Origin of the sequence: Actinoplanes sp. NPDC049802 (assembly GCF_040656595.1) — a bacterium.
Taxonomy (GTDB): Bacteria; Actinomycetota; Actinomycetes; order Mycobacteriales; family Micromonosporaceae; genus Actinoplanes.
Genome location: NZ_JBFAMR010000008.1, coordinates 149913 through 175947, shown reverse-complemented (window position 1 = coordinate 175947; position 26035 = coordinate 149913). Strand labels below are relative to the sequence as shown.

Genomic DNA, 26035 nt, shown 5'->3' with positions numbered 1-26035 from the left:
TCCACACCAACGGGTGAGGTCAACCGGCTTTTCAGCGGGTTGCCCCACCCCTTTTGTTGTGAAGTGACCACCCTCATCCCGAGGAGGCCGCTGTGCCCCAGAGAGCACGGAACCGCAGTGAATCCACGTCTGGCGGGACGGATCCACTGTCGCCGCAGGCCCGCCGGGTTGAGGTTGAGGAGGCGCAGTGACTCATGTGTACGCCGAGGACCCGTACCACCGCGATGTCATCGCGGCCCGGCACGCGCTCTCCGAAGGGCTGAACGCCCTGCGCGGGTCGTCGATCGTCAACACGCTCCGCGGCGACAGCCCGAAGCAGACCGGCAGCCGCCGAACGCCGAACGGCCCCCCGGCCGTCGCGGCGCCACCGCACAACGGCAACGGCAAATTCGGCGCCGGCCGGCCCGGCGTCACCCGGCCCCCGGCCCAGTCGACCGGCCAGCACTCCAACACCGGCGAGAGCGAGACCGTCGCCGGTGACCACACCGTCGTCCTCCCGACCCAGAGCACCACCGGGCCACCGACCGAGACCGCGCCACCGAAACATCCGGCGCGGCCCGACCGCGGCGACCCGGCCGCCGAGGTGTGGGCACTGGTCGAGCGCGCCCAGGCCGGCGAGGCCGAGGCGTTCGGGCTGATCTACGACCGGTACGTGGACACCGTCTTCCGGTTCGTCTACTTCCGGGTCGGCAACCGGCAACTCGCCGAGGACCTCACCTCGGACACCTTCCTGCGCGCGCTCAAGCGCATCGGCAGCTTCACGTGGCAGGGCCGCGACCTCGGCGCCTGGCTGGTCACCATCGCCCGGAACCTGGTCGCGGACCACTTCAAGTCCGGCCGCTACCGTCTCGAGGTCACCACCGGCGACGTGCTCGACGCCGACCGCGAGGACCGCGGCCCGGAAGGCAGCCCGGAATCCGCGGTGGTCGACCACATCACCAACGTCGCCCTGCTCACCGCGGTCAAGCAGCTCAACCCGGAACAACAGGAATGCATCGTGCTCCGTTTCCTCCAGGGCTTCTCGGTGGCCGAGACCGCGCAGACCATGGGCAAGAACGAGGGCGCCATCAAAGCCCTCCAGTACCGGGCGGTCCGAGCGCTGAACAGGCTCCTGCCGGACGGGTTCCAATCTTGACCCGGCGCTCTCCGATGTCGATCTCCGATACCCGATGGCACCGCCTGGCACCCGTAACCGGGGCCGCGTGTCGCGCGTTTGTCCGGATGCGACCCGGGACCGTGGACCACGGTCCGGTCGCCGACGCCGGCCCGCAGGCCGGCGAGACAGTCACGAGCGAGGGGAGGTGCCCACGGTGAAGTTCGCATTCCCGAACTCCCGGAGTGCCGAGCGCTTCGCGGAACTGATCGACGACGCCGGCGGCGCCCGTCACCACCACAGCCGTGGCCAGGCCGACGAGGAGCTCCACCGGCTGGTCGCCATCGGCAGCCGGCTCTCCGCGGCCCGGCCCGGCGCACCGGTCGACTCCGAGTTCCGCGTCGGCCTGCGCGCCATGCTGGTCGCCACGGCCGAGCGGGACGGCATCGGCCGGACCGCCGTCGAAGCGGATCCGGATCCGGTCACCGACACCGGCAACGTCCGCCGGATCGGCCGCCGGATACGGGCGCGCGGGGCGATCGTCATCGGTGTGGCCGCCGGAGCGATGGCCGTCTCCGGGATCTCCGCGGCCAGCGAGAGCGCGTCACCCGGCGACGCCCTGTACAGCGTCAAACGGCAGACCGAACGCGCCCAGCTGGCGATCGCCGGATCCGACGTCACCCGGGGGCAGCTGTCCCTGGACTTCGCCCGGACCCGGCTCACCGAAGCGGTCGCCATGCAAGGTGACGAGCCCGAGTTCGCGCTGGTTCTGGACGACATGGACGCCGACACCCGCAAGGGCGTACGGCTGCTGACCACCTCGGCCGTGTCGCAGAAGGACACCGCGCCGCTGGCCACGCTGGACGGTTTCGTCACCGGGCAGCGCCGCTCCTTCACCCCGGTGCTGGAGAAGCTCTCCCCCGCCAACCGGGACCGGGCCTCGGCGTCCCTGGGCCTGCTGGAGGACGTCGCCGACCGGACCACGGACCTGCGGACCGGCCTCGCCTGCGAGAAGGTCACCACGGCCGGATCCGACGCGCTCGGCCCGAAACTGCGCGGCTGCCCGGAGCCCGGCGACGGCGACACCGGCGTCACCTCGCAACAGCCGGGTGGCACCGGCACCGGCAAGACGAACAGCAGGCAACCGGATCAGACCGCCACGCCCAAGCCCAGCAGGAGCGCCGCCACCGGCCCGGGAACCACCGGGCAGAACAAGGCGCCGGGCGCCGGCAGCACGACCACCACGCCCGGGGTGACCCCGACCAGCACCATCGGGATCACGCCGACGCCGACCGGCACCACCGGCCCGGCGGACACCGCGGATCAAAAGGAAGGCGGTGTGCTGGGCAACCTGCTCGGCGACCTCTTCTGAGCACACAGATGGCGAGGGGCGGTGCCGGAACTCAACACTCCGGGGCCGCCCCTCAACCGTCACTATAGGACGGAACGGACGGACCGCTCCAGGAACTTGGCACTCGCCCAGGTCACGGCCCGAACGGGTCCGGGCGCTTCTCCAGCAGCTCGTGCAGGGTCGCCTGGATCGTCTCCCGGACCTGATCGGCCAGGTTGTAGACGACCAGCGGATCGTCCGCGTAATCCCGCAGGTGATCGGTCGGGATCGGCGGGCAGAACTGGATCAGCCACTTGCTCGGCAGCGGCACCATGCCCAGCGGGCCCAGCCACGGGAACGTCGGGGTGACCGGGAAATACGGCAAACCGAGCAGCCGGGCCAGCGGTTTCAGATCGGCCAGGATCGGATAGATCTCCTCGGCGCCGACGATCGCCACCGGGACGATCGGCGTGCCGGTGCGCAGCGCCGCCGACACGAACCCGCCCCGGCCGAACCGCTGCAACTTGTAGCGGTCGGAGAACCGCTTGCCGATGCCCTTGAAACCCTCCGGGAACACGCCGACCAGCTGGCCCGAGTTCATCAGCCGCTCGGCGTCCGGGTTGCAGGCCACCGTGGCGCCGGCCGCGCGAGCCAACTCGCTCATCACCGGCATCCGGAAGACCAGGTCGGCGCCGAGCAGCCGGAGGTGCCGTTTCCGGGGGTGCTTGTCGCGCAGCGCGACGGTCAGCATCAAAGCGTCCAGCGCGACCGTGCCGGAATGGTTGCCCACCACCAGGCCGCTGCCGTCCGCCGGAACGTTCTCGATACCGAACACCTCGGTCCGGAACCACTCCCGGTAGAGGATCCGCATCACCGGGTGGAAGATCGCCTCGGACAGCTCCGGGTCGAACCCGAACTCGTCCACCTCGTACGCCCCGGCCAGACGGCGGCGCAGGAACGCCAGACCGCCGGCCACCCGCTGATCCCACACGTCGAGCGCCTCCTCGACGGCGACCGCGGGCGGCTCGGGCGCCTCCGGGATCGGGCGGCGGCCGTTCACCCGCTGCACGGGCGGCGGCTCGGGCAGGCGGAACTCGGTGTGCCCGGGCAGCATGTCGCGGTACTCGTCCTGGCTCATGTCGTCACCTCCGCTGCGCTCCGGCGCCGCCATGAGTTCAACCCTGAGCTGACCGATTCGCTCGCAAGCTCGCTCATGACGTCACCTCCGCTGCGCTCCGGCGCCGCAACGAGTGTCGAACCGAGCTGGCCGAATCGCTCATTGCCGGTCGCTTCCCGCTTGGGCGGGCTCGGTGGCCGCGGCCCGGACCCGGCGGATGCCGTCCAGGATCGCGTTCTCCGCGGCGGCCAGCCGGTCCGCGGTGAGCGTCGAGCCGGCCGCGTGCGCCTGGATGAAATCCTCGAACGCGGCCAACGTCGTCCGCGGGGTGAAGCCGAACTCGTTGATCAGCCGGGTGGTGTCCACCACCCGACCGTGCACGAAGAGGTCGATCTGGTCCAGCCCGATCTGCTCGACACCCAGATTGCGCAGCAGCGCCGCGCCGGAGGAGAGCGCCGGCTCGGGAACCGGCAGGGAGATCCGGCCGGCCCGGCGGACGGCCTGGGAGAGCATCAGCACGCCGGAACCGGCGACGTTGAAGGTGCCCGGATGGTCCTCGATCACCGAACGGTGCAGGATCTCCAGCGCGTCCTCGACGTGGACGAACTGCAGACGGGCGTCCCGGCCGAGCACGGTGGGCACCACCGGCTGGGCGAAGTAGCGGGTCAGCGACGTCTCGGCGGACGAGCTGATCATCGGGGCGAACCGCAGGACGGTCGCGGCGACGTGGGGGCGCCGACGGCGGAAACCGCGAACGTACCCCTCGATGTCGAGGATGTCGCGGGCATACGCGCCACGGGGCACCGCGCGCGGCTCGGTGTCCTCGGTGAAGACGGCCGGGTCACGGAAGGAGGCGCCGTACGCCGCCGTGGAGGAACGGACCACCAGCTTGCGCAGCCCGGGTGACCCCTGTGCGGCCGCGAGCACCTGCATGGTGCCGATGACGTTCTGTTCCTTCATCGCGGCACGGCCGCCGTGCCGGGAATCGGGCACGCTGGTGATCGCCAGGTGTACGACCGCTTCGGCGCCGAGGTCAGCGATGGCTTCGGTGGCCGCGCGCGCGTCGGCCCGGATCCGCTCCACACCGTCGAGCAGGCCGAGTAGGCCCGCCGGCGGGTCATGCGGATCCAGACCGACGACGCGGTCGATCCTGGGATCTGCGGCGAGGCGGGCGGCCACCCGAGCGCCGAGATATCGGCTGACTCCGGTGACCACGACGACGCTGGGCGGTGAGGTCACCAAGGGTGCACCCTTCGATGCGCGGCCTCGAACAGGCGGCAAGTGCCGTCGGGAGCCGGGCCGTCAGCCCGGCCCGCGGTCACTTGCCGAGACGGCGACGCTGGACGCGGGTCTTGCGCAGCAGCTTGCGGTGCTTCTTCTTCGCCATACGCTTGCGGCGCTTCTTGACCACGGAGCCCATACGAAAAGCCTCTCGAAACACTGATGAATGGAACCGGCAGCACCCGAGGGCGCGACCGGAAGCCGGACTGGAGGGCGCCCGGAGCAGCGACACCGATCCGAGAACCAACCGGTCCAGCGTACCGGCACGTCCCGGCCGGGCCAACACGACCCCGGGGGTCGTCAGGCGCTTTGTGAGAAGGCGCCGCGAAGATACTCGTGTACCGCGTGCTCGGGCACCCGGAACGAGCGGCCGACCCGTACCGCGGTGAGGTCACCACCGTGCACGAGCCGATAGACGGTCATCTTGGAAACGCGCATGAGCGCGGCCACCTCGGCCACCGTCAGGAACCGCACTTCGGCGAGCCGTTCCTCGGTTTGGGCTGGACCCGTCATCTCGTCGCACCGATCCTTTCCCAGGCACGATCCGCCACGGCCGGAGGCTCCCGGACGCCGCGGGGACAACGTGCGTGTCATCAGAACGGTATCGATACGGCTGTGACCAACGCGATACGTTCCGTGAAATGCCCAGAAAAAGTCAAGCCCGACACGCCGGATGTATGGCGGTATCGTCCGCTTGGCCCCGGTTACTTGCGAGATGCCATGGCGCGGACCACGAAACCCACGTTCGCCGGGCGCTCGGCCAGGCGGCGCATCAGGTAGCCGTACCACTGGTCGCCGTAGGGCAGATAGATCCGCACCGTGTTGCCGCCCGCGGCCAGCCGGCCCTGCTCCTCCGGACGGACCCCGTAGAGCAGCTGGAACTCGTACTCCCCGGTGGAGCGGTCGAACCAGCGGGCCCGGTCCTCGGCGATCGCGATGAGCCGCGGGTCGTGGGTCGCCACCATCGGGTAGCCCTCGCCGGACATCAGGATGTTGAGGCAGCGGACGAACGACTTGTCCACGTCCAGCGCCGATTGGAAGGCCACCGACTCGGGCTCCGCGTACGCCCCCTTGCACAGCCGGACCCGCGACCCGGCCGTGGCCAGCTCCCGGCAGTCCCCCTCGGTACGCCGCAGGTGCGCCTGGAGCACCGCCCCGGTCGACGGGAAGTCCCGCCGCAGCTCCACCAGCGTCTCCAGGGTCGCGTCCGTGGTGCTGTGGTCCTCGGCGTCCAGTGTCACCGTGGTGCCCGCCTCGGTCGCCGCCGCACAGATGGCGCGCGCGTGCTCGTACGCCAGCTTCTCGTCGATCCGCTGGCCGAGAGCCGACAGTTTCACGCTGACCTCGGCGGCGGGCGTCAGCCCGGCGCCCCGGAGCCGGGCCAGCACGGCAAGGTACTCGTCGCGGGTGGCCACCGCCTGTTCCACCGTCCGGGTGTCCTCACCCAGATGATCGAGGCTCACGGTGAGGCCGTCGTCGACCAGCTCCCGGCTGACCCGCAGCACGTCGTCGGCGCCGCGACCCGCGACGAAACGTTGCACGACGCCCTTGCTGACGGGAGCGGACTCGACCAGCCGCTCGAGCCGGGCGGAACCGGCCGCGGCGAGAAACAGGGAACGGAGCATGCGCCGAGCGTAACCTTCCCCCCTGTCCCGGATGCGCCGGTGCACCACCGATTCGCACCGATCGGACCCGATGGAGGCAGCACATGCGTGCTGCATCGGCCCCGGTACGGCTACCGTTGTCGGGTGAACTTCGATGCGTACGCTCGGACGGCGATCGACCTCGTCAACGCCGGTCTGGACGACCTCGCCGGGTTGCGTGCCCTGTTCTCCGGCGATCAGGCCTACATGCGCGATCAGGTCGCGGAGAAGGACCTGACCGTGTTCCGGCGTGCCCAGCGCCGGCTGCGGGAGGTCTTCGAGCACGGCACCGCCGGTCAGGACGCCGACGCGGTGCGGGAGCTGAACGGCCTGCTCGAGGCGTACCCGGTGCAGCCACGAATCTCCGGCCACGACGCCGGCGACTGGCACATGCACGTCACCAGCCGCGGCTCCTCGGCGAGCGCGGAGTATCTCGCCGGCGCCGTGTGGGGCCTCGCCGTCTGGCTCTGCGAGTACGGCAGCGCCCGTTTCGGGATCTGCGCCGACGAGCGCTGCGGAAACGTCTATCTGGACACGTCGTCCAACAACTGCCGCCGGTTCTGCTCGGAGCGCTGCGCCACCCGGTCGCACGTGGCAGCGCACCGGGCCCGCAAGCGCGCCGCCACCACCACCTCGCTCACCCCTGCGTGATCGCGGTCTCCGCCGGCGCGAGATGGCGGCGGGCGAATTCCAGCGCCTCGCGGAGGTCGGCCTCGCGGGCCGGGCGGCTCACCGCCTTGCGGGTGTTGATCTCCAGTGCCACCGATCCGGTGAAGCCGCGGCCGGCCAGCGACCGCAGCAGCTCGGCGCACGGCTGATTGCCGCGGCCCGGCACCAGGTGCTCGTCACGGCCCTCGCCGGTGCCGTCGCCGAGATGCACGTGCCGCAGGCCGGCGCCCATCCTCGTGGCCATCTCCATCGCGTCGATCCGGGACGCGGCGCAGTGCGACAGGTCCAGGGTGTACGCGTCGAAGCCGGTCTCGGTCGGGTCCCAGCCGGGGTTGTACGGCACCACCCAGCGGCCGGCCATCTTGACGGGGAACATGTTCTCCACCGCGAAGGTCAGGTCGGAGTGGCGGTCACGGATCTTGGCCAGGCCCTCGGCGAAGTTGCGGGCGTAGTCGCCCTGCCAGCGGAACGGCGGGTGCACCACGACGGTCGGCGCGCCGAGCGTCTCGGCGAGCTGAGCGGCCCGGGTCAGCCGCTCCCACGGGTCGGAGCTCCACACCCGCTGGGTGACCAGCAGGCAGGGCGCGTGGACCGAGAGGACCGGCACCCCGTAGTGGTCGGCGAGCCCCTTGAGGGCGCCGGCGTCCTGGCTGACGGCATCGGTCCACACCATGACCTCGAGACCGTCGTAGCCGACCGTGGCCGCCATCTCGAACGCCGCCGCCGTCGGCTCCGGGAAGACCGAGGAGCTGGAGAGAAGCACGGGTACGCGGGAAGTCACGCTCTTCAGCGTAGCGGCGCGCAACAGGCTCGGATATATCCGCTCTAAACGGTCATGATCCGCCGGTGGGCGTACCCTGAGCCGGATGAGCCGCACGCCGCCCACCCGGGAAGTACCGCTCGACTTCCCTCGGGAATGGATCGAATTCCTCGACCCCGCCGACGAACAACATCTGGTCCGAGCCGACCTGACCTGGCTGCTCTCCCGGTGGACCTGCGTTTTCGGCTCCGCCTGCCGGGGCATCCTGCCCGGCCGCGCCGAGGACGGCTGCTGCTCGCACGGCGCGTTCTTCACCGACGCCGACGACGAGAACCGGGTGAAGGCGGCGGCCGCGAAACTCACCCCGGAGACCTGGCAGCACCACCGGCGCGGGTTCAAGAATTACACCGAGGTGGACACCGTCGACGGAACGAAACCCGCCAGGCGTACGGCGACGCGGTCCGACGACGGGCCGTGCGTCTTCCTGAACGAGGCGGATTTCGCCGGCGGTGGCGGCTGTGCCCTGCACGCCCAGGCCCTGCGGGACGGGGTGCATCCGCTCGCCTACAAGCCGGACGTCTGCTGGCAACTGCCGGTCCGCCGGGAGCAGGACTGGATCACCCGGCCGGACGGGACGAAACTGCTGCAGTCCACTTTGACGGAATTCGACCGGCGCGGGTGGGGTGCGGGCGGGCACGACCTCGCTTGGTGGTGCACCTCGTCGCCGGAGGCCCACGTCGGGACCGAGCCGATGTACGTCACCTACGCCCCCGAGCTGACCGAGCTGATCGGAGCGGCGGCCTACGAGAAGCTGGCCGCCCTCTGCACGGCCCGGATCAGGACCGGCCTGATCGCGGTGCACCCGGCCACCGCCGAGGCGGGAGCCCCTAAGCGGCGAGGCGGCCGTCAGCCCGCCTCGCCACCTCTTTCAGGGGGGTCGGGCGACCGCTCACGGCCGGCCGCCCGATGAATCCCATTGTCTCTCGCCAGCCTGTCATGGGGCAAGTTGCGGCATGCGTACGGGTGAATCAGGGCTCGAACTTGTAGCCCAGCCCCCGCACGGTGACGATGTAGCGCGGCGTGGACGGCTCCGGCTCCACCTTGGAACGGAGCCGCTTCACGTGCACGTCCAGCGTCTTGGTGTCGCCCACGTAGTCGGCGCCCCAGACACGGTCGATCAGCTGACCCCGGGTGAGCACCCGGCCGGCGTTGCGCAGCAGCAGCTCCAGCAGCTCGAACTCCTTCAGCGGCAGCTGCACGCCGGAGCCGTCGACGGTCACCACGTGCCGTTCCACGTCCATCCGGACCGGGCCGGCGGCGAGCGTCGGAGTGCTCACCTCGGCGGCCTCGGCGCCCTGACGGCGCAACACCGCACGGATGCGGGCGACCAGTTCCCGCGGAGAATACGGCTTGGTGACGTAGTCGTCCGCACCGATCTCCAGGCCGACCACCTTGTCGATCTCGCTGTCCCGGGCGGTGACCATGATGATCGGGACAGCCGAGCGTTGCCGCAGTTGGCGGCAGACCTCGGTGCCGGACATCTCCGGCAGCATGAGGTCGAGGAGCACGATGTCGGCCCCGGTCCGGTCGAACTGCGTGAGAGCGGAGGTTCCGGTCGCGGCGACCGAGACCTCGAATCCCTCCTTACGCAGCATGTACGACAGGGCGTCGGAGAACGACTCCTCGTCCTCGACCACGAGCACGCGGGCCAATGAAGTTCCTTCCGTCGTCGGTGGCCGGTATCAGCGCGGTTCTGTGGGTCTCGCGGCGGAGCCGCCTGGAAGACTCAGCGCCCGGCCACACCGGACTCGATCTCAATCGCCGTCGGTGACGACGAGGGGGATTCGGGGGGTCGCGCGGGTAGGCGCAAGGTGAACGTAGAGCCGTCGCCGAGTGAACTGGTCACGTCGACGCGGCCCCCGTGGTTGGTGGCGATGTGCTTGACGATGGCCAGACCCAGACCGGTCCCGCCGGTGGACCTGGATCGCGCCTGGTCGGCGCGGTAGAACCGTTCGAAGACCCGCTCGACGTCCTGCGGGGCTATCCCGATGCCCTGATCCGCGACGTCGATCTCGAGCCAGTCGTCGCGGTGACGCAGCGTGAGCGAGACCTTGGTGTCCTCGCCCGAGTACGCGATCGCGTTCTCCACCAGGTTGGTGACCGCGGTGGCGATCTGGCTGTCGTTACCGTACGCCATGACGCCCTTGGGCCCGTCGTAGGCGATCTCGATGCCCTTGGCCGAGGACGTGGTGCGGGTCCGGTCGATCACCTCGGCGATCACCCAGTCCAGCGAGACCGGCTCGGGGTCGGGCAGCGGCTCGGCGCCCTGGAGCCGGGTGAGTTCGAGCAGCTCGTTCACCAGCCGGCCCATCCGCGCCGACTCGTGGTGGATGCGCTCGGCGAACCGGCGTGCCGCCATCAGGTCCTCGGACTGCGCCTCGGGCGCAGCCTCCGGCAGCTGGGTGGCGTCGAGCAGCGCCTCGGCCAGCAGCTGAAGCGCCCCGATCGGCGTCTTGAGCTCGTGGCTGACGTTGGCCACGAAGTCCCGCCGCACCCGGGCCAGGCGGTGCGACTCGGTCACGTCGGCGGCCTCGACCGCCACGTGCGTCGAATTCAGCGCGACGGCCCGCAGGTGCAGGCCGAGCGGAGCGTGCCCGCCCCCGGCACGGCCCCTCGGAAGATCAAGTTCAACCTCCCGGCGTACGCCGGTGCGCCGCACCTGTCCGGCCAGCGTCCGCAGGATCGGATGAGCCGCGATGGTGCCTGGCGCGCCGCCGGACCGAAGTAGCCCCATGGCCCGCGCCGCGGGGTTGACCAGGACCGGATGGTCCTCCGCGTCGAGCACCACGACACCGACCCGCAGCGAGTCGAGGCTCTTGCGGCCGAGGCCCTTCAGGCCGTGCTTGCCCGCCGGGCGATCGTCGTCCGGTTCGATGTCGGCTCTCCCCTCCGGTGCGCCGGGCCGGGCCGATCCACCCGGCCGGCGAAACCGGGCGAGGGCCAGTCCCGCTCCCACACCGACGGCGAGCGCGGCTGAAACCAGGCCGACGGCGTATTCCCACTCCACGCTGCGATCGTAGGGTCATTGTTTACCTGAGCCACAGGGCCATTACGGCAAATCGGGCGCACGTCGAAGAATGTTCACCACCAAGCCCGGCGTCGTTCACCGGTGTTCATGTTGAGGCAGTCCCGCCGACCTAGCGTGAGCAGCGAACACCGGCCGTCGACCCACCGAAAGAGGACTTGAGAAATGCGCGAGGAGTACCAGGCCGATCTCGTCGAGGTGAGCCGCCTGCTGGTGACGATGGCGGAGTCGGTCCGCGCCGCGCTGCGCAAGGCCACCACGGCTCTGCTGACCGCCGACCTGCAGGCCGCCCAGGCCGTGATGGACCGGGACGCCGAGGTCGACGCCATCTACGAGCAGGTCGAGCTGAAGGTGGCGGACACCATCGCCCGGCAGGCGCCGGTCGCGTCCGACCTCCGGCGGGTCATCACCGCCCTGCACATCGGCGCCGACCTGGAGCGGATGGGCGACCTGGCCGAACACGTGGCGAAGACCGCGGCCCGGCGGCACCCGTCGCCCGCCGTGCCGGCCGAGCTGCGGCCCACCTTCAAGGGCATGGCCGAGGTCGCCGACCAGATGGCCGAGAAGATCACCGCCCTGATCGCCAAGCCGAACGCCGAGGGCGCCGCCCAGCTCGAGAAGGACGACGACGCGATCGACGACCTCGAACGCGCCCTGTTCAAGATCATGCTGGCCGACGACTGGCCCTACGGTGCGGAGACCGCGATCGACGGCGCCCTGCTGGGCCGCTTCTACGAGCGGTACGCCGACCACGCCGTCAACATCGGCGAGCACCTCATCTACCTGGTAACCGGCGAAAGCTGAGCTGGCTGGCTTCGCTTCGCTCCGCGGCAAAACGCCTGGGACCCGGTGACGAGTCAGGCGATTTCCCGCCGCCGCAAACCCCGCGGCGTCGGGAAATCGACTGCCTCGTCACCGGCGGCGTTTTGCGGGTTGCTCCGTGGCTGCGTCCTCGCGCAAATTGAGGGGTTTGCTGGACAGTTCAGTGGCCGGGACGGCACGGGGCGCCCGAACATTGCGGCGGCTGGGGCGGGGTGGGGTGGACATGCTTAGGGCCGGGACGCCACGGGGGTGTCCCGGCCCTTTGTTGTCGGTTGTTACTTCTTGCCCTGGTTGGCGACCGCCTCGGCGGCCTCCTTCGCGGCGACCGGGTCGAGGTAGGTGCCGCCCTTGGTGATCGGGCGGAGGTTCTCGTCCAGGTCGTAGCGCAGCGGGATGCCGGTCGGGATGTTCAGGCCGGCGATCGCCTCGTCGGAGATGTCGTCAAGGTGCTTCACGATCGCGCGCAGCGAGTTGCCGTGCGCCGCGACCAGGACCGTCTTGCCGGCGCGCAGGTCCGGGACGATCGCGTCGTACCAGTAGGGCAGCGCCCGCACCAGCACGTCCTTCAGGCACTCCGCCTTCGGCAGGATCTCCGGGGCGAGGTCGGCGTACCGGGCGTCGCCGTCCTGGGCGAACTCCGAGCCGGGCTCGATCGGGGGCGGGGGCACGTCGTACGACCGGCGCCAGAGCATGAACTGCTCCTCGCCGTACGTCTCAAGGGTCTGCTTCTTGTCCTTGCCCTGCAGGGCGCCGTAGTGGCGCTCGTTGAGCCGCCAGTGGCGCTTGACCGGGATCCAGTGCCGGTCGGTGATGTGCAGGGCGATCTCGCTGGTCCGGATCGCGCGACGAAGAAGGCTGGTGTGCACCACATCGGGCAGCACCCCCTGCTCCTTGAGAAGCTCGCCGCCGCGCTGTGCCTCGGCCTCCCCCTTGGCGTCGAGGTCCACGTCGACCCAGCCGGTGAAGAGGTTCTTGGCGTTCCACTCGCTGTTGCCGTGTCGCAGCAGCACCAGGGTTCCAGTCATGAACACATCTTGCCTTGTGGCGGGCACTCGTGTACGGGCCACCCGGCACGTGTCCCCCACCACACCGAAACTCGGTTGCGCCGAGCCACCGTGTGTAAGGAAATGAATCCTGATCACAGCTTACGGAGGGGCTCTCGTGCAGGGTTGGTTGCGACAGGCCGCGGGCGGGTTGCCGCGGCAGTTCTGGTTCCTGTGGACGGGGACCCTGATCAACCGGCTCGGCGCGTTCGTGGTGCTCTTCCTGAGCATCTACCTGACCGCGGAGCGTGGCTTCAGCCAGAGCCAGGCCGGCCTGGTCCTCGGCCTGTACGGCGTGGGCGGCGCGATCGGCACGATGACCGGCGGTGTGCTGGCCGACCGCTGGGGACGCCGGCCCACCATGCTCGTCACCCAGTTCGGCGCGTCCGCCCTGATGCTCGCGCTCGGGTTCGCCCACTCGTTCGCCCAGATCCTGGTGACGGCGTTCGCCTTGGGACTGTTCGCGGAGGGGGTGCGGCCCGCGTTCAGCGCCATGATGATCGACATCGTTCCGGAGGAGGATCGGGTCCGCGCCTTCTCGCTGAACTACTGGGCGGTCAACCTGGGCTTCGCGCTCTCCGCGGTCTGCGCCGGGCTGGCCACGCAGGCGGACTATCTGCTGCTGTTCGTCGTGGACTCGGCCACCACCCTGGCGACCGCCCTGATCAGTTTGATCTTCCTGGCCGAGACCCGGCCGGCCCGGGTCGCGCCGGCCGGCCCGATGGCGGGGCCGCCCGGCGGGCTCGGCACGGCACTGCGGGACCGGACCTTCCTGGGCTTCGTGTGCCTCAACTTCTGTGTGGTGCTGGTGATCTTCCAGCACCAGTCGACCCTGCCGATCGCGATGCTCGCCGACGGGTTGTCCGCCACGACGTACGGGCTGGTCGTCGCGGTGAACGGGGTGCTCATCGTGCTCGGTCAACTGTTCGTCCCGCGGCTCATCGAGGGCCGGGACGACGCCCGGGTGCTGGCCGTCGGCACGCTTCTCATCGGCGCCGGGTTCGGCCTGGTCGGGCTGGCCGGGACGGCCGTCGTCTACGCGTTGACCGTGGTGGTGTGGACGCTGGGCGAGATGATCCAGTCACCGAGTAACGCGGCCACCGTCGCGGCCCTCTCGCCGGCCCATCTTCGCGGCCGTTACCAGGGGCTGAACTCGCTCTCCTGGCAGGCCGGGCTGGCGCTGGCCCCGATCGCCGGCGGCCTGATCCTGCAGACGGCGGGCGGCGCGGTGCTGTGGGGCGGCTGTTTCGGGCTGTGCGCGCTGGTGTCGGTGGGACAGTGGCTGTCGGCGCCGGGGCGGGCACGGCGGGCGGCTCAACTGCGGGCGCGGCAGTCGGCCGACACGATCAGCGTGTGAGGAAACCGGATCGGGGACGCTTCACCCATATCGTTCTCAGGAAATTCGCAGCACCATTCGGTGGAACATGTGTGAAGAATGTGATCCACCGGAAACAAAGCACCGGCGGCGGCGGACGACACCCATCCCCATAGGCGCCGTCCGCACTAACCGCCGGTCTCGGGTCGCGCCGTCCCCCAACGGCTCATGCCACCCGTCCCCAAACGCCGATCCGCGGCGATCATTGCTGATCGACCCGTTCCCCGAACTAACGGCTCGGCGTCCATCGACCACGCTAGTTGGGGCAGTCAAGCTCGACAACCCGATTTCGTGTCGACCTCTGTTCCGACCGTCACATTCACCAACAACCAACCGATCGGATGATCCGCCAATCACTCGTACGGGTTCTCGCGTTGGAGAAAATCACGAGCTTTACCCTTCCGATGAGGGGTTCACGCCTTGCGATGCGTACGAATCGATCGCGATTCCGATGACAGCGGCCACATTGGACTCGGGAAGCCTGTATAGCACGCCCTTGATGATCAAAAGGCTCAACCGTCCCGTTCCACCAGGTGCTCGAAGGCGCGCAGGTTGGCAGTGGATTCGCCGCGTTTGACCCGCCAATCCCATTCGCGACGGATGGAGGAGCTGAACCCGATCTCCAGCATCGTGTCGAAGGACTCGTCGGCGTAGGTCAGCACCGAGCCGAGCAGCCGGTCCAGCTCGTCCTCGTCGAGGCCCTTCAGCGAGACCCGGCCGGTCAGGTAGACGTCGCCGGCCCCGTCGATCGAGAAGGCGACGCCGTACATCCGGGCGTTGCGGCGCAGCAGCCAGGCCCAGAGCTGCTCGTGGCACTCGTCGGGGCGGCGCATCACGAACGCCTCGATCCGCAGCGAGTGCTCGCCGACGATCAGGTTGCAGGCGGTCTTCAGCTTGTGCGTGCCCGGCAGCGAGACCACATAGGAACGCTCGCCGGTGGACTCCCAGTCCAGCTCACGATCGGTCAGGACACGCTCGATCAGTTCGGTCACCATGCGCAGGACGCCTCCTCGAGTCGCGCTCTGATCAGCGCCCGATGCTCGGTCACCGCGTCACGGTAGACCCGCAGCAGCGTCTCGGCGGTCCGGTCCCAGGAGAACTGGGCCGCGTGCGCCACGGCCCCGAGGGACAGCCGGCGCCGGCGGCGGGGCGCGTCGAGCAGCCGGTCCAGCACCGTCGCCCAGTCGGCCGGGTCGTGCCCGTCGATCAGCACGCCGCTGACCCCGTCGCGTACCGCGGTGACCAGACCGCCGACCGCGGCGGCCACCACCGGGGTGCCGCAGGCCTGCGCCTCCAGGGCGACCAGCCCGAAGGACTCGTTGTACGACGGCACGGCCACCAGGTCCGCGGCCCGGTAGAGGGCGGCCAGATCGGCGCCGGTCTGCGGAGGCAGGAACACCACCGAGTCGGCCACGCCGAGGGAGGCGGCCAGCTCCATCAGCGCGGTGGGCCGGTCCAGACCGCTGCCGCTGGGGCCGCCGCAGATCACCACGGTCACGTCCCGGGAACCGGCGGCACGCATCTCGGCGAGCGCGGCGATCAGCACGTCCGGCGCCTTGAGCGGCTGGATCCGGCCGACGAACGCGACGATCCGGCCGTTCTCCGGCAGACCGAACCGGGCGCGGTCCGAGGCGCCGGGCCGGAACCGCCGCAGATCGACGCCGGGCTGCACGACGTCCACCCGGGCGGGCTCGGCGCCGTAGTGGGTGATCAGATCCTGGGCCTCGAAGTCGGTGTTCGCCACCAGGCGGTCGGACTCGGCGATGACCTGCTCCTCACCGATCACCCGGGCCTTCGGCTCGGGCCGGTCGCCGGCCGCGATGAACCTGTTCTTGACCTTGGCGAGGGTGTGCGCGGTGTGCACGTGCGGCACGCCCCAGCGCTCCCGGGCCAGCCAGCCGACCTGGCCGGAGAGCCAGTAGTGGGAGTGGACCAGGTCGTAGTGGCCCGGTGGGTGCGCCGCCTCGGCCCGCAGCACGCCGTGGGTGAAGGCGCAGAGCTGCGACGGCAGCTCCTCCTTGGACAGCCCTTCGAACGGGCCCGCGTTGATGTGACGGACGTGCACACCGGGTGACATCTCGACGACCGGTGGCAGGTCACGGGCGGTGGCACGGGTGAAGATCTCCACCTCGACATCACGTTCGGCGAGACGCTTGGCGATCTCGACGATGTAGACGTTCATGCCACCCGCGTCCCCCGTGCCCGGTTGCTCCAGGGGTGAGGTGTGCACGGAGAGGGTGGCGATCCGGTGGAGGGCGGGCCATCCACCACCGGCTCGAGGCTGGGCCACGCTGACTCCCATCCGTTACGAATTCGCAAACTTGTTGCGCCAACGTTCCATCTTCCCCATCGGCGGTGGCCGAACCACCACACAGACGACCCGGGGTGATCCAGGTCATGGAGCGCGCGGCCTGTTCCGGGTCATGGACCAGAATCAGGACATGCAGAACATCGCGGTGGTCACGGGGGCGTCGAGCGGGATCGGCGCGGCGACGGCCCGCCGGCTGGCCGGTGAGGGATATCACGTCGTCGCGGCGGCACGTCGCGCCGACCGGCTGGCCGCCCTGGTCAAGGAGATCGGCCCGAACGCGACAGCGGTCGAGTGCGACGTCACCTCGGACGCATCGGTGCAAGCGCTGGCCACGGCGGTGGCCGCCCTCGGCGGGCCGGTCACCCTGCTGGTCAACAACGCCGGCGGCGCCCGCGGGGTGGATCCGGTCGCCTCCGGATCCGTCGACGACTGGCAGTGGATGTACGACGTGAACGTCCTCGGCACACTGCGGATCACCAAGGCGCTGCTCCCCGCCCTCGAGGCGAGCGGCCGCGGCACGATCGTGACGGTCGGGTCCACGGCGGCCTTCACCCCCTACGAGGGCGGTGGCGGTTACGTGGCGGCCAAGCACGCCGAGACCGCCCTGGTCGGGACCCTGCGGCTGGAACTGTGCGGAAGACCGGTCCGGGTGATCGAGATCGACCCGGGCATGGTTCGCACCGACGAGTTCGCGCTCAACCGCTTCGGCGGCGACCAGGACCGGGCCGACTCGGTCTACTCCGGGGTCAAGGAGCCGCTGATCGCCGACGACGTCGCCGACTGCATCGCCTGGGCCGCCACCCGTCCGCAGCACGTCAACGTCGACCGCCTCGTGGTGCGTCCGATCGCCCAGGCCGCCCAGCACAAGGTGCACCGGGAGCCGTAATGCCCAGACCGGTCGGCACGATCACCCGGGGGACCACCAATCCCAACCGGTTACGGCGCGTCGACAACTTCATCGCGTACCGGTGCGGTGGGCTCTTGACCGAAGCGGCGGAGCCGCTGGTCGTCGACCTGGGCTATGGCGCCTCACCGGTGACCGCGGTGGAACTGCGGGGCAGGCTGGCGGTCGCGGTCCGTGCGGACGTCACGGTGGTCGGTCTGGAGATCGATCCGGTACGGGTGAGCGACGCGCAACCCTTCGCCGACCCGCCGGGGCTGGAGTTCCGGCACGGCGGGTTCGAGCTGGCCGGGCTCGCCCCGGTGGTGGTGCGCGCGTTCAACGTGCTGCGGCAGTACACCGAGGACGAGGTGGCGGCCGCCTGGCGGGCGATGACCGCGACCGGCGCGCTGCTGGTCGAGGGCACCTGCGACGAGCTGGGCCGGGTCGCCACCTGGACGGTCGTCGAGGACGGTACGCCGCGGACGCTGACCTTCTCGGCCCGGCTGGCGGCGCTGGAGCATCCGGCGGTCTTCGCGGAGCGGCTGCCGAAGGCGCTGATCCACCACAACGTGCCCGGCCATCCGGTGCACGAGCTGTTGCGCGGGCTGAGCCGGGCCTGGGAGACCGAGGCCACGCCGTTCGGGCCGCGACAGCGCTGGCTGGCCACGGTCCGGCGGCTGCGGGCCGAGGGCCGGCCGGTGCTCGACGGCCCGGCCCGCTGGCGGCTCGGCGAGCTGACCCTGCCCTGGCCCGCCTGAGCGTGGGGACTTCGGGTGCGCTACGCACCCGAAAGCCACACACCCAGCGTGAGGACTTCGGGCACGCTACGCACCCGAAAGCCACACACCCGGCGTGGGGACTTCGGGCACGCTACGCACCCGAAAGCCACACACCCGGCGTGGGGACTTCGGGCACGCTACGCACCCGAAAGCCACACACCCAGCGTGGGGACTTCGGGTGCGCTACGCACCCGAAAGCCACACGGAAGGTTCACTTCTTCAGGGCCTCGCGGACTGCCTCGAGCAGCGGGTCGGCGGTGAACGGCTTCTTCACCAGCACGTCCGCCTCGTCGATCTCTCCCTTGCCGACCGCGATGTCCTTGGGCAGCCCGGAGACGAAGACCACGCCGATGCCGGGGCGCAGGTCACGGATGGTCTTGGCCAGCTCGCCGCCGGAGGCTCCGGGCAGGGTCAGGTCGGTGATCAGCACGTCGATCTCGCTGGGATGCTCCCGGCAGATCGCGATGGCCTCGTCCGGGTCACCGGCCGCCAGCGTCGCGTAGGAGCCGCGCCGTTCCAGCATGCGCCGCATGATGTCGCGCAGATCCTCCTCGTCGTCGACGACCAGGACTGTCGGCCTCTCGGCGACCGGCGCCTCGGACATCGGAGCCTCCTCGGGCTGGGGTCGTTCTCACGCTATCCGCCCCGGGGCCCGGTGTCTGCGAAAACGAGCGCCGCGCGACGCACCGGGGCGTCGCGCGGCGGATCTTCGGTCGTTGCCCCAGGTCAGGCGGCGGTGTTCAGGTAGCCGGTGTGGAGCAGGCGGTTCGGCGAGCCCTTGCCCGGGCCGTGGACCAGGCCGGATCCGGCGTTCGCGACCAGGTCGTCGCGGACCTGGCCGGCCGTCCACGCCGGGTGGGCGCCCAGGACCAGGGCGGCCGCGCCGGCCACGTGCGGCGACGCCATCGAGGTGCCGCTCATCGTCGCTCTGGCGGTGTCGGACGCCTCACCGGCCGACTGGATGTTCACGCCCGGGGCGAAGATGTCCAGGCAGGAGCCGAAGTTGGAGAACGAGGCACGGGCGTCGGCGCTGTCCACCGCGCCGACCGTGATCGCCTCCGGGGTGGCGGCCGGCGAAAGCTTGCAGGCGTTCTTGTTCTCGTTGCCACCGGCAATCGCGTAGGTGACGCCGCGGTCGATGGAGCGCTTGACGGCCGTGTCCAGCGCCCTGCTCAGCGGTCCGCCGAGGCTCATGTTCGCCACCGCCGGGAGCTGGGCGTTCTCGGTGACCCAGTCGACGGCCTCGATGAAGTCGGTGTACGAGCCGGAGCCGTCGCAGTCGAGCACCTTGAGGGCGACCAGCCCGACGTCCTTGGCCACGCCGTAGGTGGCGCCACCGACCGTGCCGGCGACGTGCGTACCGTGGCCGTTGCAGTCGTCGGCGGTCTTGTCGCCGTTGACGAAGTCCCAGCCGTCGCGGGCCCGGCCGCCGAACTCCTTGTGCGAGACACGGACGCCGGTGTCGATCACGTAGGCGGTGACGTTCGCCGCCGACCTGTGGGTGTAGCTCTTCGACAGCGGCAGCGCGCGCTGGTCGATCCGGTCCAGACCCCAGGTGGTCTTGCCGGTCTGGGTGAGCGGTGCGGCGGCGCCGCCCGCGGTGCTGATCTCGGCGTCCTGCTCGACGAACTCGACGGACGGGTCGGCGGCCAGGCGGCGGGCCTGGCCGGCGGTGGCCCGCAGGTGGAAGCCGCGGACCGAGGTGAGGTAGTCGCCCTCGACGCGGCCGCCGTACTCGCGGGCCAGGTCGTGCGCGGCGGCGGCACGGGCGGCTGCCCGGGCGCCGGCTTTCAGGATGACGATGTAGCTGTCCGGGATGGCGCCTTCCACGCCGGCCCCGGAGATGGTTCCCACCGTGGGCGTGGCCGGCGCGGCGGCGGCCGGTCCGGTCATGCCCCAGAGGATCGCGGTGGCGGCGCTCGCGGCAACGGTCAGTCGGACGGCCGGACGGGCGTCGTTACCGAACATATGGTGTGGGTTTCCTCTCGGTCGTCAGCACAGGTCGGTGAAGTTCCGGCCCGGGGGGAATGCCGAAAGCAGCTGAGGGAAAGATTGGCGGGGGGAGAGTGCGTCCCCGGGTTCCTCCGGGTTGCGCCCGGGTTGCGGGGATCAGTGGCGCCGCGATCGGCCGTGTCACACCGCGAACCTCTAAGCCGACCGCTCGGTGGGCCGAACTTCTCGCTGTCAGGACCGCTGCACCGCCACCATGCACCGCTACCGAAGCAAGGAGAGCGATATGACCACTCTGCTGTCGCCCGCGATCGACACCGTCGGCGAGCTGACCGAGCGCTGCGATCGCTGCGGTGCGGCTGCCAAGCTGGAGTTCGTCCTGACCAGCGGTGGGGATCTGGCGTTCTGCGGGCACCACGCCAACCGGCATCGTGCCGATATCAACCGGGTCGCCAGCACGATCCGCGTCGAGGACGGCTTCGAGTGGGCGGGCAAGTAACCGCTCGCCGGGGTAGCCCGCGTTATGCTCTTTCCCTCACGTCTTGGGGGTATTTGTGCATATCGCGGCGCACGGCGTGGGCCGGCTGTCCCAGCTGACAGCCGCATGTGCCGGGGCGGCGGTCGCCGTCTCCGGCGCTCTGCACACGTTCGGCGCGGGCGCCCCGCCGGAGGGCCTGAGCGGCACTCCCGCGGTTGCCCTGATCCCGGCCGGGATCGCTCTCGTGCTTCAGGTGACGCCCGTTCCCGTTCCGGGGGCGGGCCGTTTCCGTGCCGGGGCCGCCGTGCTGCTCGCGCTGGCCGCCGCCGGGGTGGGAGCCGCCACCCTGGGCGGGGATCCGGCCGCTGGCGTCGCCACCGCGCTCACCGGGCTGGCGCTCGCCTGCCTCGATCTGCGCGTGCCCCGCCGTACCGGTGGGACCGCCTTCCGGGTCGCCGACCCGCTGCTGCTGGGTGCCGCGATCATCGCGCTGGTCGCCCTGGTCCCCCGGCTGGTCGAACCGGCCGGCCTACCCGGCACGATGCCGGCCCATCTGGCCGTGTCCCTGCTCGTGCTGGCCGTCGGCGCCATCCTGGCCCGCCCCGAGACCGGGCCGCCGCCCACCCCGGCGGACTCCGGGACGCGCGCCGCCGTACGCCGGACGGCCCCCGTCCTGATCGCCGTGCCCGTCGTCGCGGCGCTGGTCAGCGTCTTCGTGGCGGGCGCCGGCACGGGCCGCGCCGCCGCCGCGGTGAGCATCGTCGTGATCCTCGCGGCGCTGGCGCTGCCGGCCCTGCTCGCCTACCTGGTGCGCACCCTCGGCGACACCGGCCGGCAGCGCCGTGATCCGGTGGACGACCCGCGCGAACGGCAGGACTTCGCGCAGACGCTGCTCCAGTCGATGAACGAGGCCGTCATGGTGCTCGACGCCAACTACCGGGTGATCGACGTGAACCGGCGCTGGCGGGAACTCACCGGACACGACACCGTCCCCGAGTCGCCGCCGCCGCTGCCGCCGCCCGGCGCCGGCGGCGACTGGCTGCTCCCCCGCGCCGACGGGACCGACGTCCCGGTGCTCGCCACCATGGCGGCCATCCCCGACGCGGCCGGCGCCACCCGGGGCTACGTGGCCACCTACGTCGACATCGCCGAGCGCAAACAGGCCGAGGAGAAGCTCACCCGGCACGCCGCCGACCTGGAACGCGGCAACGCCGAACTGGCCGCGGCCCTGGCTTTCAAGAACGACCTCACCTCGATGCTGACCCACGACGTGGCGCAGCCGATCAGCTCCATCGCGAGCCTCGCCGAACTGCTCTGCGCCGACTGGGCGGACCTGCCGGACGACATCCGGCTGGAGCTGGCCACCAAGATCGACAAGAACACCCGGCGGCTCATCAAGATGATGAACGACCTGCAACTGCTGTTCCGGCTGGACACCGGCGCGGTCACCGCCCGCCGGGTGCCGGTGCCGCTGCTCGAGGTGGTCGAGGCGGTCAGCACGACGGTGGCCGGCTCCGGCGGCGACGTGGAGATCGCCATCGACGAGGACCTGGCCGCGCTCGCCGATCGTGGGCACCTCACCGTCGTCGTGGAGAACCTGCTGAAGAACGCGCTCACCCACGGGGCGCCGCCGATCCACATCCGGGCCGAGCCGGAGCCCGGCGGGACCGTACGCCTGAGCGTGCAGGACAGTGGCGCGGGCATCCCGGAGGACCTGGTGCCCAACCTGTTCGGCCGGTTCATCCGGGGTGCCGGGCTGGGGCTGTTCATCGTCCGGCACCTGGTCGAGGCGAACGGCGGGTCGGTCCGCTACGAGCACGCCCAGCCCCGTGGCGCCCGCCTGCTCGTCACTCTGGAGGCGGCGCCGGCGCTCTAGGCGTACCGGGAAAGGAAGAGGCCCGGAGACGCTCAGCGTCTCCGGGCCGCTCAGGTCTCCGATTCCTCAACCGCGTTCCTCTTCGTTGATCATGCCGTTGCCCCACACGTCCGAGTGCCCGGTGCGGCCACCCATCCGGGCGGATCCGGCGCCGCCCTCGCTCTCGCGCGGCGTGCGAAGGCCCGACGGGCTGTCGATGTCCGCCGAGGTCGCCGCGTTGTGCAGGGGGTTGTCGGTGAGGCCGGTGCCGGTCGGGTCGGCGTTGCCCATGTCCGCGGCCCCGGTGTCCCAGCCGGCGCCGGGCTTCGCGGTGGGCGTGGCGGCGTTCCGGTTGCGGATCCGGGCGGCGACCGAGGCCGGCGAGGCCGGGTCGGCGCTGACGCCGGGCAGCAGCGTGTGGGAGCTGCCGGTCATCCGTTTGGAGGAGGCGCCGTGCGGGATCGGGCGGCCGCCGAGCACGCCGCTCTCGACCAGGCCCTTGAAGGTGGTGAGGTCGGCCTTGAGCCGCCGGTTCAGCGACTCCTGCCCGTGCCGGTCGCTGGGCATGAGGAAGGCGATGTCGGCCTCCAACTGGGCGACGATCTGCGTCTTGGTCTCCCCCATGGGGCGCAGCGTGATGGTCTCGGCGAGCAACGGGCCTTCCATGGTGGACCAGGAGACCCGCTCGTCCGGGGACCGTTCGATGATCTGGGCGTCGAACTCACGTCGTTTCCCGTCGACGTCCATGATCCAATGGGTTTGGTCGACGCCGGTCGAGGTCACCTGCCGCACGCCGGTCATGAAGCGCGGGTAGTTCTCGAACGCCGCGAGCTGCTCATACACCGTGTGAACCGGTGCGCTCACCTCGATAGCCTGCTGAACCATGCTCATCGCGACTCTCCCATGCTGAAGTGCTGGCATCACAGAGAGTACGGAGACGAGTGCGAGTCGTGTTCTATTTCGCTGCTTTGGATCAGACCCTGCGCAAGTACTGCCACCGGCCGACCTCGACCGCGTATCGGGCGTCACTCGCGGGGACGACGAGGACCGCCGCATCCAGCAGCATCTGCACCACCCGCGGAGACGGGCTGCGCCAGGCCTCGCTGACCTCCACCAGGGCGCCGGTGGTCCGGCACGCCGACGCCAGCTCGGCGATCAGCGCGGGCGTCACCGCGGAATCGTCGACGCCGGCCTGACCCAGCAGCGCCAGCGGGCGGGCCAGCTGCGCCGGAACGTACCGGGAGGCCCGCTCCAGGCCCTTCACGGTCGCCGCCACCAGCAGGCCGGCCACCTGGTCGCGGGTCAGCACGCCCGCGTCCAGCCGGGCCCGGATCTCCCGCGGGCCGAGCAGTTCGCTGCCGACCGGCAGGGCCGAGACCGCCACCGACAGCGCGTCCAGCGGGGCCAGGTCGGCCGGCAGGCCCAGCCAGCCGTCCGGGCGCACCACCTCCACCTCGGCGGCGACCCGCAAGGTCATCTCGGTGCGGTGCCGGGCGCGGCGCACCGCGTCGGCGTACGCCGGGAGCCAGGTGGTGTCCGGGCCGGCCTGGTCGGCGAAGGTGAGCGCGGTGAGACCGGCACGGTCGGCCGCCGAGACCACCACGCCCACCGCGTCCCGGCCGGCCGCGAACCCGGTGTGCACGTGCGCGTCCACCGCCAGGTCCAGGGCGCAGGCCGTGCCGACCGCACCGCCTCCGATGACTGATTCGCGCTCTGCGCCCACGCTCGCTCCCCGGCTGTCCGGGCGGGCCTCTCCCGCCGAGGATGAGCATGCGGGCCGGATGTTGTCTCCGGGGTCAGTGGCCGGTGCAGGTCAGGTGCCGCTGAAACGGCGAAGGGCGCCCTTTCCGGGCGCCCTCCGTGATCTCACTCGTTCTTCTCGAACATCTTGGCGAGCGCGTGGACCGCGTCCTCGGTGGGTGAGGCGGCCGCCCGGTTCGCCTCCTGAAGCTCGCGGTAGACCTCCTCACGGTGCACCTGCACGTCCCGGGGTGCCTGGATGCCCAGCCGGATGACGTCGCCGCGGGCCTCGAGGACCGTGATGACGATGTCGTCGCCGATCATCACGCTCTCCCCGGCCCTCCGGGTCAGCACAAGCATCGGTGCCCTCCTCCGTCCATGGAACGGACAGCATGACAAAGGCGCGGCCGCGAGGGAACGCGACCGCGCCTGCGCCTTCGAGGTTCAGAAGTGCCGATTCATGATCGCCCGGACCGGGTAGCCGGAGCCGGAGAGGACCACCTGCATGGCCCGCATGCTGTCGCGGTCCACCACGATCGGGGCCAGCAGGTTCGCCGTCGTCTCGTTCTCGCTCGCGGTGATGACCGTGAGGAGCAGGAGCCGGTCCGGGTCCTTCGTGTTCAGGGCGGCGAACACTCCGTTCTCGATCTCCGGCGCGTAGTCCGGGAAGAACGGCTCCGGCGGCGCCACCAGGAATCGGAGCTCCGGGTCCTCGATGGACGTGAACGCGTAGAGCAGGCCATCGTCGTTGAGGCGCACCAGACAGAACTCCCGGTGCGCCGGGAAACCCGGCATGGGCACCGCCATCGTGATGGTCGGCAGCCCCAGCGACGGGTCGGTCATGGTGGCCTCAATCGGACGGGATGCGGTGCGAGTAGTCATGGTCACCTCAGGAAATCGATGAGCGAGGGCTGGATCACCTTGGCCGTGGCGGCCAGGGCGGCCTGATACGAGGTCTGCTGGAGCTGCAATTCCATGATCGCCTTGGGCAGGTCGACATCCTCGATATCGGACAGCTGCGACGACACAGACATCAAGCGATCCTCAGCGGACTGCTTCATCTGTTCAACCCGATTGTATCGGGCACCTACGTCCGAAAGGGTTGAGTTCAGGATTTCAGTAGCTTTATCGAGATTTGAGAGCCCAGCGTTGATGCCCTCGGCATTGCCGTCACGCATGGCCGCGGCGAGGGAGTCGAGAACCCGGAACAACTGGGCCTCGTTAGGAACGGTGCTGCCGTTGACGGTCACCTCTTCGGGGCCGAAGACCTCCGGCCCCCGCACGTCGACCCGGATCTTGGCGTTCGGCCCGATGGCACGCAACGTCTGGCCGGCGTTCTCGCCGGCGTATTCGCCCGCGGTGGTGTAGGCCGTGCTGTCCGGAGTGGACCCGCCGAACACCGGCCGGTCCAGGTACTTGGTGTTCGCGTACTGGACCAGCAGGCCTTTGATCTCTTCGACCTGTTCGGCCCGGGCCCGGTTGGCCTGCGGCGTGCTGCCGCCGCCGGCGTTCGCCGCCTCCAGGGTCAGGGTCCGCACCCGCTGCAGACTGTCGGACACGCTTCGAAGGCTGTCCTGCACCGTACCGAGCCGGCCGATCGCGTCGTCGGCGTTGGCCGAGTACTTCTTGTTCGCGCGCACCTCGCCGCGCAACTGCAACGCGGTGACCGTGCCCGTCGGCGAATCCGACGGGCGCCGCAACTGTTTGCCGCTGGAGATCTGGTCCTGCGCGGACTGCGTCCGGCTCAGGTTTCGCTGCAGGCTGGCTATCGTCCGGGTACGGACACTGCTCTCGGTGACACGTGGGCTGCTGCTCATGACC

At 70.5% G+C, this 26035-nt stretch carries 28 protein-coding genes; 10 read left to right on the top strand and 18 right to left on the bottom strand.

Translation table 11 applies throughout. From position 1 onward, the window contains the following. Positions 1 to 187 precede the first annotated feature (187 nt). On the top strand, positions 188 to 1135 hold the full coding sequence (locus AB0I88_RS08750; RefSeq protein WP_361020279.1) for an ECF subfamily RNA polymerase sigma factor, BldN family: 948 nt from the start codon (positions 188 to 190) through the stop codon (positions 1133 to 1135). 175 nt (positions 1136 to 1310) lie between these two features. Beyond that, entirely contained in the window at positions 1311 to 2465 is a 1155-nt protein-coding gene (locus tag AB0I88_RS08745) for a DUF5667 domain-containing protein (protein WP_361020277.1), read from the top strand. A 112-nt stretch (positions 2466 to 2577) separates the two neighbouring features. Here the strand turns inward: AB0I88_RS08745 and AB0I88_RS08740 are convergent, their stop codons facing one another. From AB0I88_RS08740 to AB0I88_RS08720, 5 genes are all read right to left on the bottom strand, one after another. Further along, positions 2578 to 3561 (bottom strand): lysophospholipid acyltransferase family protein, encoded by a 984-nt coding sequence (locus tag AB0I88_RS08740; RefSeq protein ID WP_361020275.1) that lies wholly within the window; start codon positions 3559 to 3561, stop codon positions 2578 to 2580. A 138-nt stretch (positions 3562 to 3699) separates the two neighbouring features. Next, positions 3700 to 4782 carry an NAD-dependent epimerase/dehydratase family protein gene (locus AB0I88_RS08735; protein WP_361020273.1) on the bottom strand — a complete coding sequence of 361 codons (1083 nt, stop codon included), beginning with the start codon at positions 4780 to 4782 and terminating at the stop codon, positions 3700 to 3702. Between the two features lie 76 nt (positions 4783 to 4858). Next, a complete protein-coding gene (locus tag AB0I88_RS08730; RefSeq protein WP_007465623.1) occupies positions 4859 to 4960 on the bottom strand; it encodes an AURKAIP1/COX24 domain-containing protein in 102 nt (33 codons plus the stop codon). A gap of 161 nt (positions 4961 to 5121) precedes the next feature. Next, positions 5122 to 5334 (bottom strand): helix-turn-helix domain-containing protein, encoded by a 213-nt coding sequence (locus AB0I88_RS08725; RefSeq protein WP_183222523.1) that lies wholly within the window; start codon positions 5332 to 5334, stop codon positions 5122 to 5124. A 191-nt stretch (positions 5335 to 5525) separates the two neighbouring features. Then, entirely contained in the window at positions 5526 to 6446 is a 921-nt protein-coding gene (locus AB0I88_RS08720) for a proline dehydrogenase family protein (RefSeq protein WP_361020270.1), read from the bottom strand. A gap of 123 nt (positions 6447 to 6569) precedes the next feature. Between AB0I88_RS08720 and AB0I88_RS08715 the strand changes: the two genes are divergently transcribed. Further along, the gene (locus tag AB0I88_RS08715) at positions 6570 to 7115 is read left to right on the top strand and encodes a CGNR zinc finger domain-containing protein (RefSeq protein ID WP_361020268.1); all 546 of its coding nucleotides are present in this window, start codon (positions 6570 to 6572) and stop codon (positions 7113 to 7115) included. Here the strand turns inward: AB0I88_RS08715 and AB0I88_RS08710 are convergent. Further along, the gene (locus AB0I88_RS08710) at positions 7102 to 7914 is read right to left on the bottom strand and encodes a sugar phosphate isomerase/epimerase (RefSeq protein WP_361020266.1); all 813 of its coding nucleotides are present in this window, start codon (positions 7912 to 7914) and stop codon (positions 7102 to 7104) included. The genes AB0I88_RS08715 and AB0I88_RS08710 overlap by 14 nt on opposite strands. A gap of 85 nt (positions 7915 to 7999) precedes the next feature. Between AB0I88_RS08710 and AB0I88_RS08705 the strand changes: the two genes are divergently transcribed. Continuing rightward, entirely contained in the window at positions 8000 to 8863 is an 864-nt protein-coding gene (locus AB0I88_RS08705; RefSeq protein WP_361020264.1) for a hypothetical protein, read from the top strand. Between the two features lie 58 nt (positions 8864 to 8921). On the opposite strand, the gene AB0I88_RS08700 is transcribed toward AB0I88_RS08705, so the two are convergent. Both AB0I88_RS08700 and AB0I88_RS08695 read right to left on the bottom strand, forming a co-directional pair. Next, positions 8922 to 9605, bottom strand: a complete 684-nt coding sequence (locus tag AB0I88_RS08700; protein WP_361020262.1) for a response regulator transcription factor — start codon at positions 9603 to 9605, stop codon at positions 8922 to 8924. Positions 9606 to 9679: 74 nt separating this feature from the next. Further along, on the bottom strand, positions 9680 to 10960 hold the full coding sequence (locus AB0I88_RS08695) for an ATP-binding protein (RefSeq protein ID WP_361020260.1): 1281 nt from the start codon (positions 10958 to 10960) through the stop codon (positions 9680 to 9682). 183 nt (positions 10961 to 11143) lie between these two features. On the opposite strand from AB0I88_RS08695, the gene phoU reads away from it, so the two are divergent. Continuing rightward, positions 11144 to 11782, top strand: a complete 639-nt coding sequence (gene phoU, locus AB0I88_RS08690) for a phosphate signaling complex protein PhoU (protein WP_361020258.1) — start codon at positions 11144 to 11146, stop codon at positions 11780 to 11782. A gap of 293 nt (positions 11783 to 12075) precedes the next feature. On the opposite strand, the gene AB0I88_RS08685 is transcribed toward phoU, so the two are convergent. After that, entirely contained in the window at positions 12076 to 12825 is a 750-nt protein-coding gene (locus AB0I88_RS08685) for a phosphoglyceromutase (RefSeq protein WP_361020256.1), read from the bottom strand. Between the two features lie 136 nt (positions 12826 to 12961). Between AB0I88_RS08685 and AB0I88_RS08680 the strand changes: the two genes are divergently transcribed. Then, positions 12962 to 14200 carry an MFS transporter gene (locus tag AB0I88_RS08680; RefSeq protein ID WP_361020254.1) on the top strand — a complete coding sequence of 413 codons (1239 nt, stop codon included), beginning with the start codon at positions 12962 to 12964 and terminating at the stop codon, positions 14198 to 14200. A gap of 530 nt (positions 14201 to 14730) precedes the next feature. On the opposite strand, the gene AB0I88_RS08675 is transcribed toward AB0I88_RS08680, so the two are convergent. Together AB0I88_RS08675 and mshA are read right to left on the bottom strand one after the other, a co-directional pair. Next, a complete protein-coding gene (locus AB0I88_RS08675) occupies positions 14731 to 15213 on the bottom strand; it encodes a YbjN domain-containing protein (RefSeq protein ID WP_361020252.1) in 483 nt (160 codons plus the stop codon). After that, on the bottom strand, positions 15207 to 16508 hold the full coding sequence (gene mshA / locus AB0I88_RS08670; RefSeq protein ID WP_361020250.1) for a D-inositol-3-phosphate glycosyltransferase: 1302 nt from the start codon (positions 16506 to 16508) through the stop codon (positions 15207 to 15209). The genes AB0I88_RS08675 and mshA overlap by 7 nt, the downstream gene beginning before the upstream one ends. Before the next feature lie 151 nt (positions 16509 to 16659). Between mshA and AB0I88_RS08665 the strand changes: the two genes are divergently transcribed. After that, complete coding sequence (locus tag AB0I88_RS08665) at positions 16660 to 17415, top strand: SDR family oxidoreductase (protein ID WP_361020321.1); 756 nt, start codon at positions 16660 to 16662, stop codon at positions 17413 to 17415. Continuing rightward, on the top strand, positions 17415 to 18170 hold the full coding sequence (locus tag AB0I88_RS08660) for a class I SAM-dependent methyltransferase (protein ID WP_361020248.1): 756 nt from the start codon (positions 17415 to 17417) through the stop codon (positions 18168 to 18170). The genes AB0I88_RS08665 and AB0I88_RS08660 overlap by 1 nt, the downstream gene beginning before the upstream one ends. Before the next feature lie 232 nt (positions 18171 to 18402). Here the strand turns inward: AB0I88_RS08660 and AB0I88_RS08655 are convergent, their stop codons facing one another. Together AB0I88_RS08655 and AB0I88_RS08650 are read right to left on the bottom strand one after the other, a co-directional pair. Beyond that, on the bottom strand, positions 18403 to 18795 hold the full coding sequence (locus AB0I88_RS08655; protein WP_361020246.1) for a response regulator: 393 nt from the start codon (positions 18793 to 18795) through the stop codon (positions 18403 to 18405). 122 nt (positions 18796 to 18917) lie between these two features. After that, positions 18918 to 20159 carry a S8 family peptidase gene (locus tag AB0I88_RS08650; protein WP_361020244.1) on the bottom strand — a complete coding sequence of 414 codons (1242 nt, stop codon included), beginning with the start codon at positions 20157 to 20159 and terminating at the stop codon, positions 18918 to 18920. A 268-nt stretch (positions 20160 to 20427) separates the two neighbouring features. Here AB0I88_RS08650 and AB0I88_RS08645 point away from each other — a divergent pair, with 268 nt between their 5' ends. Together AB0I88_RS08645 and AB0I88_RS08640 are read left to right on the top strand one after the other, a co-directional pair. After that, entirely contained in the window at positions 20428 to 20640 is a 213-nt protein-coding gene (locus tag AB0I88_RS08645; protein ID WP_361020242.1) for a hypothetical protein, read from the top strand. Positions 20641 to 20683: 43 nt separating this feature from the next. Next, positions 20684 to 22495: a PAS domain-containing sensor histidine kinase gene (locus AB0I88_RS08640; RefSeq protein ID WP_361020240.1), complete on the top strand. Its 1812-nt coding sequence runs from the start codon at positions 20684 to 20686 to the stop codon at positions 22493 to 22495. A 66-nt stretch (positions 22496 to 22561) separates the two neighbouring features. Here the strand turns inward: AB0I88_RS08640 and AB0I88_RS08635 are convergent, their stop codons facing one another. From AB0I88_RS08635 to AB0I88_RS08615, 5 genes are all read right to left on the bottom strand, one after another. After that, a complete protein-coding gene (locus AB0I88_RS08635) occupies positions 22562 to 23365 on the bottom strand; it encodes an SRPBCC family protein (RefSeq protein WP_361020238.1) in 804 nt (267 codons plus the stop codon). 82 nt (positions 23366 to 23447) lie between these two features. Beyond that, on the bottom strand, positions 23448 to 24197 hold the full coding sequence (locus AB0I88_RS08630) for a hydrolase (protein ID WP_361020236.1): 750 nt from the start codon (positions 24195 to 24197) through the stop codon (positions 23448 to 23450). A gap of 143 nt (positions 24198 to 24340) precedes the next feature. Then, entirely contained in the window at positions 24341 to 24574 is a 234-nt protein-coding gene (gene csrA / locus AB0I88_RS08625) for a carbon storage regulator CsrA (RefSeq protein ID WP_361020234.1), read from the bottom strand. Between the two features lie 84 nt (positions 24575 to 24658). Then, positions 24659 to 25057, bottom strand: a complete 399-nt coding sequence (locus AB0I88_RS08620) for a flagellar assembly protein FliW (RefSeq protein ID WP_361020232.1) — start codon at positions 25055 to 25057, stop codon at positions 24659 to 24661. A 41-nt stretch (positions 25058 to 25098) separates the two neighbouring features. Next, positions 25099 to 26031, bottom strand: a complete 933-nt coding sequence (locus AB0I88_RS08615) for a flagellin (protein ID WP_361020230.1) — start codon at positions 26029 to 26031, stop codon at positions 25099 to 25101. Positions 26032 to 26035 lie beyond the last annotated feature (4 nt).